Here is a 15,378-nt window from a genome sequence, read left to right on the forward strand (position 1 = left end):
TATTCTTTAAAACATGACCGATACCACATCAATGATGGTATCCGTAACGTTGTGATCAGTATAAAAACAACAACGCCCCGCATAAAGCGAGGCGTTGATATTTAAGACTAACTCGTTACCTATTACGGCCAGTAAGGGGTTAGCTCAATACTGATCTGCCGAGTCTGACTCATGGCATGTAATAATGACTCTTCTTGACGCTGCAGCCATTTTTCAATTTGCGCTAAGTCATCACCTTCAAATAAAGGTAATAACTGTCGAATCGGTTCTAATTCACGTAAATCTTCTAGGCCTTGTAATAAATCTAACCATGGCATTCTAAAACAAGCGCGACGATCTTCATCATATAAGCCTGCAAAAGCAATACCACTCATCAAATTACGGACTAAACGTGGCTTTTGATCAAGGTAATCAATTCGACTCAGCTGACGCTCTGCAGGAAATACATCAAGTAATTCCGACCATGAACGGGTTAACATATTATCAGCAAAACCTTTTACGGGAGCCGCTAACTTGTCGCGGGACTTATCATCAAGGAATGGCTGCCAGCCTCGGCTTAAAATCCAACGGCTGAGATCTAACAATAATCCACAATAGCGCGCAGATCGCATCAATTGGATCATATCGTCACTATCAGGTAATTGTACGTAACGAAGTTCTAATTGCTGTTGTAACGCTTTACGAACATTAAGCTTACGTAATACATAGGCTTTATCGTCAATCAACGCCTGAATACTGTTCGCTTCTTCCAACCAATCAAGCTCACCTTCTAGCCATTGCAATTCTTGACGTAACAAGGCACTAGCACGACGAGGAATGATACCGCCAAACGTCGCGAAAGTTTGACGAAGTAAACTTAACGCTTGTGAAATTTGTATTAACGCTTGCGGATCTTGGCGTTCCACATAAATTTGCTCATGATACAGCCAATGCTCTAACGCATGTTCAAGCGTATTAATAAATGTAGTTTCAACTGAATCTTGAGACGTTGTCTCAACAAAAACTAACGACTTGATAGGATCGCCTTGATAATCAGCAGCAAGTCGGTAGCCACGAGCAGCCTTGCTAAGATTACCTAACCGCATTCCACCATCAACGCATAATTCACGCGCTAAAGTGAATAAAGCGTCTGTCTGACCCGATTTAAGTTCTAGTTCTACTTCACAAATTGGCGAGCGTTTATCATCGACACTCACTTCACCATGATCAAATGCTAATTCAATTTGGCTACCATCTGGCATTGCTACTAACCATTGCTGACGAGTAAAATCAGTACTAAATAATGGTTGAATTTGCTGCTGAACAGCAACAATATCAAAGTCGTGAGGCCAAGCATCTGCGGGATGAAGCGCTAAACTTGGTGCCGTACTATTCACTTCAACATTGTATTCAGGACGCTGATGTAATCCAGCAACAACACGGCCTGCCGTTTTTAATGTTTGAACAAACACATCATCAAAACGACGAATACGTAAACCGATATCATGTTGGCGCAATACTTGATCGGGAGTGTCAAAGTAAATATTACCCAACTCTCGACGGCTCTGTTGCAGAATTTTAGCTGCGGAAATTTTTCCCACCAGCTGAGTTGAAAATTCTGGTAAGACAAAAAACTTCAGTTCTATCTCGGTTTCCATAGTTATACCTATAAACGGTGGCAAACCAAGGATATTTGCTTATTCACTCAAGGGCAAGTGAGAAATATCAATAAAACCTTGATCAAAACTAGTTCCACTATACTCTTTAATACGTTAAAATGCGCGATTCAATGACCATCGCTCAAGATTTAGCCTTATTCGGGCGCTCTTTAGGTTGATCGGCTATGCCAGTAAATACAATAATGGGGCTCTTTGCAAAATCCCCAATCAAACCACTACAACGCCATGTTATTCGCGTAACTGAGTGTTGTGATCTGCTTATCCCGTTCTTCGAGGCATGTAATGCTGGAGATTGGGAAAAGGCGGCCGTTTTACGCGAACAGATATCGCAACTTGAAAAAGATGCGGATGTACTCAAGCGTGAGATCCGTCTGAAGCTTCCTCGTGGTCTTTTCATGCCAGTAGATCGTACTGATATGTTAGGACTGTTAACCCAGCAGGACAAACTCGCTAACCTCTCTAAAGATATCGCTGGTCGAGTCTTAGGTCGTAAGCTACAAATGCCTGCTATCATGTACCCAGACTTCGTGGCATATATTCAACGTTGCTTAGACGCGGCTGATCAAGCTCGCCGTGTAATCAATGAATTGGATGAATTACTCGAAACTGGTTTCAAAGGCAGAGAAGTGACGCTTGTCGCCGAAATGATTAATCAGCTAGATGTTATCGAAGACGATACCGATGCTATGCAGATTGTCTTACGCCAACAATTAATGTCCATCGAAGACCAACACAGCCCGGTGGATGTCATGTTCCTGTACAAAATTCTCGAGTGGGTAGGCGCAATTGCTGATCAAGCACAGCGGGTCGGCTCACGTTTAGAAATTATGCTTTCGCGTTCTTAATAACGAGAATTTAACAAAACAAGGTTTTACAATGGAAATCCTGGCTAACTACGGCACTCTATTAATCGGAGTGGCAGCTTTTTTTGGTCTTTTGATGGCGATTGGTATTGGTGCAAATGATGTTGCCAATGCCATGGGTACTTCAGTTGGTTCAAAAGCACTTACAGTAAAACAAGCGATCATCATTGCGATGATTTTTGAATTTGCAGGTGCTTATCTTGCAGGTGGTGAAGTTACCGATACTATTCGACAGGGTGTTATCGAAACTTCTCTATATGCGGCCCACCCTGAAACCCTAGTTTTTGGCATGATGTCAGCGCTTCTTGCTGCTGGTACATGGCTACTTGTCGCTTCTTTTATGGGCTGGCCTGTTTCAACAACACACTCAATTATCGGTGCTATCATCGGTTTTGCCTGTGTGTCAGTTGGCACCAATGCAGTGGATTGGCATTCAATTCAAGGTATTGTGGGTAGCTGGCTAATTACACCGCTTATTGCCGGTATATTTGCGTATCTAATTTTCATCAGTGCTCAACGATTAATCTTTGATACTGATAACCCGATGGCAAATGCAAAGCGTTTCGTTCCCATTTATATGTTTATCACAGCGATGGTCATTGCATTGGTAACAATTAAGAAGGGTTTGAAACATATAGGTTTGCATCTAACAACGGGTGAAGCTTGGATGGCATCCATTGGTGTCTCTTTTGTCATCATGGTTGTAGGTTACTTCTACATTCAGCGCAAATATGCTGATGACGATCTAGTAGATAGTAATGGTTATGCAGGCGTTGAGAGTGTATTTAGCGTATTGATGGTTGTTACGGCGTGTGCAATGGCATTTGCCCATGGTTCAAACGACGTAGCAAATGCAATTGGTCCACTATCAGCGGTTGTTTCAACCATTGAGAACTCAGGTCAAATTGCAGCGCAAAGCCAAATCGCATGGTGGATCCTTCCTCTAGGTGGTATTGGTATCGTCATCGGTCTAGCGACTCTTGGTCATAAAGTAATGGCTACCGTAGGTACAGGCATCACTGAGTTAACACCGAGCCGTGGTTTTGCAGCTCAGTTAGCAACAGCGTCGACTGTTGTTATAGCATCAGGCACGGGTTTACCAATCTCAACCACACAAACACTTGTTGGTGCGGTATTGGGTGTTGGTTTTGCTCGCGGCATTGCTGCTCTTAACCTTGGTGTTGTTCGCAACATCGTTGCATCATGGATTGTTACTTTGCCGGCAGGTGCTTTACTTGCCATCATCTTCTTCTACATAATACAAGCAGTATTTAGTTAAAGAGTGGCAGAGTTCAAAGAGAGAGGTCTCCCCCTCTCTCTTTTCTTGCTCCCTTCCCGTAAAGCCCTTACTATCCTCGATCTCTAACCATTTCAGGTTCATCAAGGATTCGATAGTGAAGCATCTCATAAGTTTTTTTTTGTTCTGTTTTACACTGATTAGCCCGATAGCTAATGCTGAACAACCTCATTATATTTCCGACAATTTATATACATACCTATTAAAAGGTCCTGGCAGTCAATACCGTATTGTCGGTAGTGTTAATGCTGGCGAACCGGTAACAGTATTAGAAACCAATAAAGACTATAGTCGTATTACTGATAACCGTGGTCGTAGTGGCTGGGTTGAATCTAAATTCCTTTCAACGGATGTCGCACTAAAACAGCGTTTACCCGTTTTAGAAACAGAGCTGACAACAGTAAAAGCACAATTGGCTGAAGCACTAACGAGCAATAACGCTCAAAATAGTGAACTCAATAAGACCTTGGTTCAACGTAATAGCCAAATTAATCAATTTGAAACGCGCAATACTCAATTACAAAATGAATTAACGATTATTCAAGATGAAATTCGAACGTTACGTGCCAAAATTGATACCCAAAAAGATGACCTGTTGATGAAATGGTTTACTTATGGCGGCTTAGTTGCTGGCGTCGGATTGTTATTTGGATTATTGCTACCCCATATCACCCCTCGTCGTCGCAAACGTACCAATGGTTGGGCATAATCTACCAAGATCTTCACCGTCGTTAATAGAACCATCCAAATAGACAATAAAAAGGCAGCTATCATATTAGCTGCCTTTTGGTTAATTAATTGACTGTTACTATTACCATTCAGATAACGCTGGCATGCTAAATTGATAGCCGTCAAATGCCAAAATCACATCCCGCGCTTCAATTTTCACTAACTTTACTCCAGGTGCAATCACATCACCCTGATGACGTTCATTACCATTAACTTTCACCCACCGTTTCGCTGGCGTAGAAGAGTAAATATGCTGATTAAAATTCATCTTCGGTAACTGGTGTTGCACAGAACTCGGTAATAACCCAATCGGAATAACATTGGTTTTTGCAGCAGTAGAAGCCTGACGACGCTCGGTGGCACTACGATCAACATCACTATCTGGATATTGTTCACCGTCAGTCGCCACAATCGCTGATTTGAGCTTAGCTGCAAGTTCTGGCGGTAAATCAGATAAATCGAGGTTATCTAGCTTATAAGGGTCATGGGATGCTGGTAATGCTTTAGAAGCGTGTTTTACTGGCTTAATCGACACTACATCATCATATGTTGGTCCAAGATCAGTATATTGGTCATCATCCCTCTGATTATTGGACGGGCTTTTGGTCTGTGTGTGTGAAGTATAGGCTGGAGAGGCCGAGTAAAGACTATCACTGATAGGCAATGGCTCAGTCACCAAGTCAGGATACGCCATAAAAATCACATCAGTATTCGCGACGGTTTGATCTAATAGTGGCTTTTTAGGCGCTTGCAAGACGCTATTAACGGGTGTTGATAATGCCGTTTTGGTCGGTGTTCGCTGATCATCTGCTGCTCGCTGATCATTTAAGGCCGGTATCGGCACTACTGAATGCTGTTGATAAACCTTATACGCCACAACTGAGGCTGCGGGTAATAACGCAATAATTATCGGTACAATCCACTTCGATCGTGATTGTTGTGCTTTGACAGCACGCATAGGATGGACAATTTTCATTGGCTCACCATCACTCTTTCCTAAGCTTGATTGGTTAGTATTCTTTTCATCTGATTGCTTTAATGCCGTTAATAACTGAGACATTATGCTTGCTCCGGTTGTAACGTTGGCCCAGGAAGATTAAGTGCCGAATCAAGGATCATCAGCGTCATCGGTCCAGCAATACCATCGGCTGCAATATCTTGCGCACGCTGAAAACGTCGTAATTTTTCTAATACCGTTTGATCAAAATAACCAACTTGGGGTCCATTTTCACCCAAATACGAATTCAATTGCTGATTCAACCATGTAACTCGATCCCCACTTTGACCAAAACGAATGGTGGTCTTATCCCCTAACGGTGGACGCCATAACACACTAAATTGACCGTCCCAACGCGCTTCAAACCAAGTTGGGGTCACAGAAATACGTTGATGATCTAATAACAATTCAATTCGATCATCAGTAATCGCATATACCACCGCATAAAATGGTAATTGTTGACCATCTTTTAAGGTTACGATCACAGGTCGATTAATCAATCCTAAGCGCGCTAATGTTGTTGATCCAGAAGAGCAAGTTAATGCAATGCGAGAACTGGTGGCGCAAGTTGCTTGATTTAACGCAGTCTCAAATCCCCATAATTGATACAGACTTTGCATCGCATTACGTTGCTTACGACTATCATTGATCACTGCAACTAAACGTGACTCAACGCTCGTTGCTGCGGTTTCAACACCAGGAACAGCCGTTTTTACGGGAACAGAAACTTGATTCATCACCGTGGTTGCGACTAATGGCTGCGACACACGGGTTGGCGATTGATATTGCCATGCTACCGTTGCCATTACCCCACATAACGTTGCCGCAACAGTCCAAGGCAGCCACGATAGGGTTGAACGAGAAGATGCTGCTGATGGTACCTGCCAACTTAAAATATCTTCACACGCTTGAATCGCCATTACTTTAGTAACGCTGTGCACACCACTCTGACACGCTAGCTGCATTGACTTATCACACACTAAATTTATTAGCCTTGGTACGCCTTGCGTTTGTTTAGCGATATAGCTGATAACATTGGCATTAAATACTGGATAAAGACAATCAACAGCACTCAAGCGGTAATGAATATACTCACTGACTTCTGTTTCCGTCAGCGGTAACAAATGATAACGGGAAGTGATCCGTTGGGCTAATTGGCGTAAACGCTCTTGCTGTAATAATTGTTGTAATTCCGGCTGACCAATTAACACCACTTTTAATAATTTTCGACTATCCGTTTCCAAATTAGTCAATAACCGTAATTGTTCTAACACATCCGGCATTAAATGCTGGGCCTCATCCACTAACAGTAGTGTCTGTCGACCTGCGGCATGGTTAGCAATAAGATGCTGATAAATAATATCGGTTAGTTGCTTAAAACTGGCTTCATCACGGTAATTTAAGCCTAATTCATCACAAATAGTAGCCAATAAGTCATGGGATGATAGTGCCGGATTTAAAATAACAGCCACTTGTGCTTGCTGTGGCAACCGCGAAATCATTGCCCGTAATACCGTGGTTTTTCCAGTGCCAACCTCACCGGTTAACAGCCCAAAACCACCGCCATCAGTTAACCCTGACAACATGTGTGTCAATGCTTCTCGATGACGCTCACTGAGATAGAGAAAACGGGCACTTGGCACAATTGAGAATGGCGCTTCGGTTATGCCAAAAAAATCTTGGTACATATATATACTCTGATACGTAAATTATTTAGGAATAAATTTGTCGACACTATTGATAAGCGCATTCAATCATCGTTCAACAAGATCATCAACAATATAAACACCACTGAATACAGACAAACTCTCATTACTGATCGATATTTGCTATCATGGTGACTGAATAAATCAGTGTATATTGGTTAACAACATAATACCGATTAACATTATCATGCTGTGATAATAATGACTTTTCATTGTGATCTACAACTATTAGCCCCTGCGTGGTTTTAAGGAGTCTTCATTGCAAACCTATCTTGTCGGCGGTGCTGTTCGCGACACCTTATTAGGCTTACCTACAACAGATCAAGACTGGGTTGTTGTCGGCACAACCCCAGCGACCATGCTTGATTTAGGTTATGAACAAATTGGCAGTGATTTTCCGGTGTTTCTGCATCCTCGAACCAAACAAGAATACGCTCTGGCGCGTACTGAACGTAAATCAGGCCATGGTTATACTGGCTTTACGTGTTACGCAGCCGCTGATGTTACCCTTGAACAAGATTTATTACGACGGGATTTAACCATCAATGCTATTGCTCAAGATCAACACGGGCAGTTAATCGATCCTTACGGTGGTCAACACGATCTAGAACATAAAATTTTACGTCATGTTTCACCTGCATTTAGCGAAGATCCACTGCGAGTATTGCGGATTGCACGTTTTGCCGCCCGTTTTGCTCATCTTGGTTTTACCATTGCAGCCGAAACCATGGCGTTAATGCAAGAAATTGTCATCAGTGGTGAGTTAGCAAATTTAACCCCAGAGCGGGTTTGGAAAGAGTGGCAAAAATCACTCTCAAGTAATGATCCACAAATCTTTTTAACCGTATTACGTCAATGTGGCGCACTCGCGGTGATCATGCCAGAGCTCGATGCATTATTTGGGGTCCCCCAACCAGCGAAATGGCATCCTGAAATAGATTGCGGCATTCATACGCTATTGGTTGCTAAACAAGCAGCATTACTCAGTGACAATACGATCATTCGTTTTGCCGCCCAAGTGCACGATCTTGGTAAGGCATTATCCCCAAAAGATGATTTACCTCACCATAAAACCCATTGTCGCGATGGCATTAAACCGATAAAAAGACTCTGCCAACGGATCAAAGTACCCAATGACTATCGCGATCTTGCGTTATTAGTTTGCGCGCAACATACTAAAATCCACCACGCCCAAGAAATGCGGGCGAGTACTTTTATTACTATTTTTGACCAAATAGATGGTTGGCGAAAACCGGAGCGTATCACTCAACTAGCAACATGCTGTCGTGCTGATGCTCGTGGTCGTCTAGGCTTAGAAGATACCCTCTACCCACAAGCAGATATCGTGATAGCCGTGTTTGCTATCGCCCAAGCTGTCCCTGTCGCGCCGATTATTGCTGCAGGTTTTACCGGCGCTGATATCAAACAACAATTAGCTCAAGCACGTGCTTACGCGGTTGATGAGTATTTACAACAAACTCGCGCGTAATATCAACTCATTAAAAAAGCCGACATGATGTCGGCTTTTTTGTAACACACTAATTGATAGCGTTATTTAGACCATAAATACAGGAATAGACCGACACCTAAAATTAAACGATAAATAACAAACGGTGTCATACCAATACGAGTAACTAACTTTAAGAATACGTGAATACACGCATATGCACTAACAAAAGAGACCGCGATCCCGATACTAAGATTACTGACATCAATCGGCTCAACACCAGTGACCAATTTCAACCCTAAGTACCCGCCAGCTAACAGAATAATTGGAATCGACATTAAGAATGAGAACCGTGCTGCCGCCTCACGTGTAAAGCCTAAATATAATGCCGCTGTCATGGTTGCACCAGAGCGAGACGTACCAGGAATGATCGCAGCCGCTTGTGCTAAACCAATTAATACTGCACTTTTCCATGTGGTTTGATATTCATTATCCGTTTGCTTAGCATGCTTATCGACCCACCATAGCAGCAAACCAAAAATGATGGTTGTACAAGCAATCACCCACGCTGAACGCAAATACATTTCAATGAAGTCTTTCATCAACAAGCCAAAAATACAGGCAGGGATGGTTGAAATAACAATCATCCATGCCAATTTAGACTCGGCATTATGTTGACGTTTAAAAATTGAAGCTAGCCACGCACCCAGCAATGTAACGACTTCTTTACGGAAATAAATCATTACGGCTAATAACGTACCAACATGCACAGCAACATCAAATGCTAACCCTTGATCCGGCCACCCTAGTATTTCTGACGGTAAAATAAGATGGGCAGAGCTTGATACAGGTAAGAACTCTGTTAATCCCTGTAACAGGGCAAGCATAATCGCTTCAAAGTGACTCATTCATTATCCTTAATTTATATTTTTAACTATCAATGTAAGTAATCGCTTACTCAAGATAATTCAACAGGCCATAGTTGCTGTTGAGGTGAAAATTTTTGCCATAATTCAGCAATCGTGTAATGTTGCCCAGGAATAACCAACTCTGGGCATAACTCACTCATCGGCCACAGTACAAATGCAAATTTATACAAATCGGAACGTGGTAACGTCGGGGAGCATTCACTGATCACGTCGCCATACAGTAAAATATCGAGATCAATAGTACGGCTTTGATTTTTAGTCGCAGCTTCGGGTCGTCCCAGTTGACGCTCAATGTCTTTTAATGACTGCTGTAACACCGTCAATGGGAGTGATGTTGTTATTTCAACCACACTATTAAAAAAGTTATCGCCATCAAAACCAACCGGCTCTGCTTCAAATACACGCGACATTCGCCATGAGGTTGCCAATTGCGTGACAGCTGCGATACCGGCCGGTAAATAATGTTCACGCTCAATATTGCTGCCAATGCTGATATAAGCGGTGATCACTACTTAATACCTCGTTCAATTTGGACCCCGACCCCGCGCGCATTAGCAATAGCACCGGGTTTTGTGATCCGTACTTTGATCCAAGGCACCGCAAAGCGCGTCATAATTAAACTGGCGATATCTTCAGCGACACGCTCAACTAACAAAAAACGACCTTGGGTAATATGTTCAGTAACGGCAGTACTCACCGTCGAATAATCTAAGGCTAAATTAACATCGTCACTCATCGCTGCAGGACGATTATCGTGAGCCATCTCCAAATCTACTACCAATTTTTGCTTGATCTGTTGTTCCCAGTCATACACTCCAATAGTGGCGATAACTTCAAGTTGTTCTATAAATACCATGTCCATATTTAATCGCTAATTTTGTTAGAGGTCGGATACCTAATACACACAAAAACGCGTATTATCAGGCTATATACGTTAGCGTTAATCAATGCTAACAGGTCAATAACACACTCAATATTGACCATAATTGTGACTATATCACAGCCATAATCACGCTGATATTTATCAGCATCAATATTGATAAAGATAAGATCTGGCTAACATTTAGCGTCAATACACAGCACAGCTTAACTTTAAATAACCGGAATATTGCATGACACCATTAGCGTTACTGATGATCATTGCTGCCTATCTATTAGGATCAATTTCCAGTGCAGTGTTAATTTCAAAACTGTACCATTTCCCTGATCCTCGTACTCATGGTTCACGCAACCCAGGAGCAACCAATGTCCTTCGCCTCGGTGGTAAAGTTGCAGCAACATTGGTGCTTGTTGCTGACATTCTCAAAGGCATGATCCCTGTTTGGTTAAGCTATTATTTTGGCTTAAATCCCTTCTTATTAGGCATTATCGGCATTGCTGCTTGCCTAGGCCATATCTATCCGATTTTCTTTCACTTCCAAGGCGGAAAAGGTGTTGCAACCGCCCTTGGTGCATTAGCACCTATTGGCTGGGATCTTAGCGGTAGCCTAATTAGTATTTGGATATTAGCGTTAACACTGACAGGTTATTCATCATTAGCATCGTTGATCACAGCCTTAGCAGCACCACTAATGACATGGATGGTTAAGCCTGAATACACCATGCCTGTCGCGATGCTTTCTTGCTTAATTATCTTCCGTCACCAAGACAATATTCGCCGCTTACTTGATGGCGACGAAACCAAAATATGGCAGAAATTTGCCCGAAAAAGTAACGAAAAGCAATAAAAACACAGGAAAACACACAAAAAAAAGCGAGAATATACATTCTCGCTTTTTGTTTAGATTAACCTATATTTATCGTTAAGCAACTGGCTTTAATTGATCAATAGGCCAGCGCGGATAAACCTTAACCCCAAGATCCATCAACTCATTATTTTTCAAACGTTGCATGCCCGCATAAGCAATCATGGCACCGTTATCAGTACAAAATTCAGTGCGCGGATAAAACACTTCGCCATGCATGCCTTTCATCAAGGTTTCAAGTTGCTGACGTAACGATTTATTGGCACTCACACCGCCAGCAATCACTAAGCGCTTATAACCCGTTTGCTTCAACGCGCGCTTACACTTAATCGCTAAAGTATCGACGACTGCATCTTGAAATGCATAAGCAATATCAGCGCGGGTTTGTGGATCATCATCGTTGCCACGAATGGTATTCGCCGCAAATGTTTTCAAACCTGAAAAACTAAAATCAAGCCCTGGGCGGTCTGTCATTGGACGCGGGAACTTAAATCTCCCCGGAGTACCTTGTTCAGCCATTTTGGACAATAACGGGCCTCCTGGGTAGTCTAAGCCCATCATCTTAGCCGTCTTATCAAATGCTTCACCTGCGGCATCATCAACTGACTCGCCAAGGATTTTATAGTCACCAATACCACGAACGTCAACCATCATGGTATGTCCGCCAGAAACAAGCAGAGCCACAAAAGGAAATTCTGGCGCATTGTCTTCTAGCATTGGAGCCAACAAATGGCCTTCCATGTGATGCACAGCTACCGCTGGTAAATCCCACGCATACGCAAGGCTACGGCCGATTGTCGCGCCGACTAATAATGCCCCTACAAGACCGGGGCCAGCTGTGTAAGCAACACCATCAAGATCTTCTGGGGTTAAGCCCGCAGCAGCGAGTGTCGCGACGATCAAGGGAATGGTTTTTTTAACGTGATCGCGTGATGCTAACTCAGGCACCACACCGCCGTAATCAGCATGTAACTTTACTTGGCTGTAAAGTTCATGTGCCAATAAGCCTTTTTCATCATCAAAAATTGCGATACCTGTTTCATCACAGGAGGTCTCAATGCCCAATATACGCATAACAGCCTCTATAGTATTCGGTGGTCCAATATGAAAAATCAGCCTAGTTTCAACAACAACCGCTAATTCATATAGGTTTATAAGGGGGTAATTGAGTGCCATGTTACCGCTGTTAACACAAATTAACCAGTTCATAGGCGCAGAATGCTTTACAAATACCCCCAAATCAGATTAGAATTTCGCACCATTTTAATCGACTGACACTTTGACGTCAGTATTAAACCGAATCACTCTGAGGTGAGTATTACATGCCAGTAATCAAAGTACGTGAAAACGAACCGTTTGACGTAGCACTACGTCGTTTCAAGCGCTCTTGCGAAAAAGCAGGTATCCTTTCTGAAGTTCGTCGTCGTGAGCACTTCGAAAAGCCAACTACTGTACGTAAGCGTGCTAAAGCAGCGGCAGTTAAGCGTCACCTGAAAAAATTGGCTCGCGAAAACGCGCGTCGCGTTCGTCTGTACTAATCGTTAGATTATAAAACAGAAGGATCGCGTAATGACTCTTATTGAACGCCTAAAAAGCGAACAAATAGCGGCGATGAAGGCGAGAAATAAACCTCGTCTTGGTGCCATCCGTTTGGTACTTGCTGCAATTAAACAACGCGAAGTTGACGAAAAGATCATTCTTTCCGATGACGACGTGTTAGTAGTATTGACCAAAATGGTGAAGCAACGTCGTGACTCTGTAGCCCAGTATGAAGCTGCAGGCCGTCAAGATCTTGCTGATATTGAACATGCTGAAATCAGTGTCTTAGCAGAATTTATGCCTCAACCGTTAAGTGAAGATGAAATCTCTGCTTTGCTGGATGATGCTATTGCTGCAACAGGCGCTGCCAACATGCAAGATATGGGCAAGGTCATGGGCGTACTGAAACCGCAAATTCAGGGTCGTGCCGATATGGGGATTGTTAGCAAGCTGGTGAAAATCAAGCTAGGCTAATCACTCCTCTTATTCTGCAACAAGCCGTGCTATTCTTTTTGAATGCGCGGCTTGTTTGTATCTGACAATCCTCTCTTTTTAACGGTCTAACCGTTACATTCTTTTTTTACTCTAGGTTGTTTGCTTTGTTATGTCAGGAAAAATACCGCGTTCCTTTATCGATGATTTAATCTCTCGACACGATATTGTCGATGTTATTGACGCGCGCGTAAAACTCAAAAAGCAAGGTAAGAACTTTGGTGCCTGCTGTCCCTTCCATAATGAAAAAACCCCTTCTTTTTCGGTAAGCCAAGAAAAACAGTTCTATCATTGTTTTGGGTGCGGCGTTCATGGCAACGTACTTGACTTCGTGATGGAGTATGATCGATTAGAGTTTGTCGATGCCATTGAAGATCTTGCCTCACAGTTAGGCTTAGAAGTACCACGCGAGAATGATGGTAATAATTTTTATAAAAATGAACCAACAGTATCTAAAGCTCAAAGATTAGATATTTACAATTTACTAAATCAAGCTTCTATTTTATATGTTAATGAACTAAAAAAAGAAGAGAATAAACATGCAGTTGAGTACCTCAAACAACGAGGTCTAAGCGGCGAAATAGCAAAAAAATTTAGTATCGGATTTGTTCCAAACTCTTGGGATTTTTTAAAACGTCATTTAGGCAAAGATCAAACTGCTATTGATTATTTAGAAACATCTGGAATGCTAGTCGTTTCTGATTCTGATTCAAATAAAATATATGACCGTTTTAGAAATAGAATAATGTTTCCTATTCGAGGACACAAATCTAATAAAGGGAAAATTATTGGGTTTGGTGGACGAGTTCTAGATAATAGCGTACCCAAATACTTAAACTCACCAGAAATAAAAGTATTCCATAAAGGTACTGAGCTATATGGTTTATATGAGGTTCTTGAGGATAATTCTAATCCAGATAAAATTATGGTCGTTGAAGGCTATATGGATGTGGTTGCACTAGCGCAATTTGGGGTTAATTACGCAGTGGCATCTTTGGGAACCGCCACTACTGGCGATCATATTAAAAGTTTATTCCGTCAGACCAGTACTGTTGTGTGCTGCTACGATGGGGATCGTGCCGGACGTGAGGCGGCATGGAGAGCAATGGAACAAGCACTGCCTTATTTAGTTGACGGTTGTGAACTTAAATTTATGTTCTTACCTGATGGTGAAGATCCCGATACTTACATTCGACAATATGGAAAAGATGAATTTGAAACACAAGTATCATCTTCTATGTCTTTAATTGATTTCATGTTTAATCATCTCACTAAACAAGTAAATATGACAACAAAAGAAGGTAAAAGTAAACTAATGCTACTAACTAAGCCTTTGATTGAAAAGGTAGCAGGCGAAACTCTTCGCGAATACCTAATCAATAAACTAGGCTATAGTTTAGGTTTACCACCAGATCAAATTAGAGTAGATATAAAGCGAACACAACAAGAAACACCTCGTTTGATTAATCAAAGTATCAAACGTACGCCAATGCGAGAAGTGATTGCCTTATTAATTCAACACCCTCTTTTTGTTAATCAACTCAAATTTGACACTAAAGCATTTGAAGACATAGAACTGGCAGGATTAAATTTATTACTATCGATAGTTGAAAAATGTCGCATAAACCCCAATGTAAGTACAGGCCAGTTACTAGAATCATGGCGTAATACAAAAGATGAAGCCATGATGGCACGACTTGCCGCATGGGAGTTACCGTTGTCTAAAGATGAAGACAGTACTCTAGAAGTATTCTTAGACGCAATGGATAATGTAATAAACCAATGCGTACAAAAACAAATAGAAAAATTGCAGGCTAAATCAAGTACTGTCGGCTTATCAGTCGAAGAAAAGCAGGAATTACAATCCTTATTATTGGATCGTCCCGCCTAATAAGTAGTCAACAATTAAGAAATTTGTTATAATGACTGGTTTGCAACTCTGCATACTAAATTATCACTCAGACCCGAAGTTGGAT

Annotated in this window: 15 protein-coding genes; 8 read left to right on the forward strand and 7 right to left on the reverse strand. The window is 42.0% G+C overall.

Going from position 1 to position 15,378, the window contains the following annotated elements; genetic code table 11:
• Window positions 1-122: 122 nt before the first annotated feature.
• The gene (locus BTO21_RS18120) at window positions 123-1,637 is read right to left on the reverse strand and encodes a CYTH and CHAD domain-containing protein (RefSeq protein ID WP_045027939.1); all 1,515 of its coding nucleotides are present in this window, start codon (window positions 1,635-1,637) and stop codon (window positions 123-125) included.
• Window positions 1,638-1,822: 185 nt separating this feature from the next.
• Here BTO21_RS18120 and BTO21_RS18125 point away from each other — a divergent pair, with 185 nt between their 5' ends.
• The 3 genes from BTO21_RS18125 (at window position 1,823) to BTO21_RS18135 (ending at window position 4,527) form a co-directional block, all read left to right on the forward strand.
• Window positions 1,823-2,503 (forward strand): TIGR00153 family protein, encoded by a 681-nt coding sequence (locus BTO21_RS18125; RefSeq protein WP_045027941.1) that lies wholly within the window; start codon window positions 1,823-1,825, stop codon window positions 2,501-2,503.
• Between the two features lie 31 nt (window positions 2,504-2,534).
• Window positions 2,535-3,800, forward strand: coding sequence for an inorganic phosphate transporter (locus BTO21_RS18130; RefSeq protein ID WP_045027943.1), 1,266 nt, complete (start codon window positions 2,535-2,537; stop codon window positions 3,798-3,800).
• 115 nt (window positions 3,801-3,915) lie between these two features.
• Complete coding sequence (locus BTO21_RS18135) at window positions 3,916-4,527, forward strand: TIGR04211 family SH3 domain-containing protein (protein WP_065192318.1); 612 nt, start codon at window positions 3,916-3,918, stop codon at window positions 4,525-4,527.
• Window positions 4,528-4,629: 102 nt separating this feature from the next.
• Here BTO21_RS18135 and BTO21_RS18140 read toward each other — a convergent pair whose 3' ends face one another.
• Window positions 4,630-5,607 (reverse strand): general secretion pathway protein GspB, encoded by a 978-nt coding sequence (locus BTO21_RS18140; protein ID WP_045027946.1) that lies wholly within the window; start codon window positions 5,605-5,607, stop codon window positions 4,630-4,632.
• A complete protein-coding gene (locus tag BTO21_RS18145) occupies window positions 5,607-7,232 on the reverse strand; it encodes an AAA family ATPase (RefSeq protein WP_045027948.1) in 1,626 nt (541 codons plus the stop codon). The genes BTO21_RS18140 and BTO21_RS18145 overlap by 1 nt, the downstream gene beginning before the upstream one ends.
• Before the next feature lie 277 nt (window positions 7,233-7,509).
• Here BTO21_RS18145 and BTO21_RS18150 point away from each other — a divergent pair, with 277 nt between their 5' ends.
• Complete coding sequence (locus tag BTO21_RS18150; protein ID WP_045027950.1) at window positions 7,510-8,739, forward strand: multifunctional CCA addition/repair protein; 1,230 nt, start codon at window positions 7,510-7,512, stop codon at window positions 8,737-8,739.
• Window positions 8,740-8,801: 62 nt separating this feature from the next.
• Here the strand turns inward: BTO21_RS18150 and BTO21_RS18155 are convergent, their stop codons facing one another.
• From BTO21_RS18155 to folB, 3 genes are read right to left on the reverse strand one after another with little or no spacing between them, the layout of a single operon-like run.
• Window positions 8,802-9,605 carry an undecaprenyl-diphosphate phosphatase gene (locus tag BTO21_RS18155; protein WP_045027951.1) on the reverse strand — a complete coding sequence of 268 codons (804 nt, stop codon included), beginning with the start codon at window positions 9,603-9,605 and terminating at the stop codon, window positions 8,802-8,804.
• A 50-nt stretch (window positions 9,606-9,655) separates the two neighbouring features.
• A complete protein-coding gene (gene folK / locus BTO21_RS18160; protein WP_045027953.1) occupies window positions 9,656-10,135 on the reverse strand; it encodes a 2-amino-4-hydroxy-6-hydroxymethyldihydropteridine diphosphokinase in 480 nt (159 codons plus the stop codon).
• On the reverse strand, window positions 10,135-10,488 hold the full coding sequence (folB, locus tag BTO21_RS18165) for a dihydroneopterin aldolase (RefSeq protein ID WP_065192313.1): 354 nt from the start codon (window positions 10,486-10,488) through the stop codon (window positions 10,135-10,137). Before folB ends, folK begins: the two co-directional genes overlap by 1 nt.
• A 250-nt stretch (window positions 10,489-10,738) precedes the next feature.
• Here folB and plsY point away from each other — a divergent pair, with 250 nt between their 5' ends.
• Window positions 10,739-11,353, forward strand: a complete 615-nt coding sequence (gene plsY, locus BTO21_RS18170) for a glycerol-3-phosphate 1-O-acyltransferase PlsY (RefSeq protein ID WP_045027954.1) — start codon at window positions 10,739-10,741, stop codon at window positions 11,351-11,353.
• 75 nt (window positions 11,354-11,428) lie between these two features.
• Here the strand turns inward: plsY and tsaD are convergent, their stop codons facing one another.
• On the reverse strand, window positions 11,429-12,445 hold the full coding sequence (tsaD, locus tag BTO21_RS18175) for a tRNA (adenosine(37)-N6)-threonylcarbamoyltransferase complex transferase subunit TsaD (protein ID WP_045027956.1): 1,017 nt from the start codon (window positions 12,443-12,445) through the stop codon (window positions 11,429-11,431).
• A 248-nt stretch (window positions 12,446-12,693) separates the two neighbouring features.
• On the opposite strand from tsaD, the gene rpsU reads away from it, so the two are divergent.
• The 3 genes from rpsU to dnaG all read left to right on the forward strand — a co-directional run bounded on the left by rpsU (window position 12,694) and on the right by dnaG (window position 15,293).
• The gene (gene rpsU, locus BTO21_RS18180) at window positions 12,694-12,909 is read left to right on the forward strand and encodes a 30S ribosomal protein S21 (protein WP_005301411.1); all 216 of its coding nucleotides are present in this window, start codon (window positions 12,694-12,696) and stop codon (window positions 12,907-12,909) included.
• 31 nt (window positions 12,910-12,940) lie between these two features.
• Window positions 12,941-13,384, forward strand: coding sequence for a GatB/YqeY domain-containing protein (locus BTO21_RS18185; RefSeq protein WP_045027959.1), 444 nt, complete (start codon window positions 12,941-12,943; stop codon window positions 13,382-13,384).
• Window positions 13,385-13,514: 130 nt separating this feature from the next.
• Window positions 13,515-15,293 (forward strand): DNA primase, encoded by a 1,779-nt coding sequence (gene dnaG / locus BTO21_RS18190; RefSeq protein WP_045027961.1) that lies wholly within the window; start codon window positions 13,515-13,517, stop codon window positions 15,291-15,293.
• The last annotated feature ends 85 nt before the right edge of the window (window positions 15,294-15,378 follow it).

The sequence above is a fragment of the Photobacterium phosphoreum genome (assembly GCF_002954725.1).
GTDB classification, from domain to species: Bacteria; Pseudomonadota; Gammaproteobacteria; order Enterobacterales; family Vibrionaceae; genus Photobacterium; species Photobacterium phosphoreum.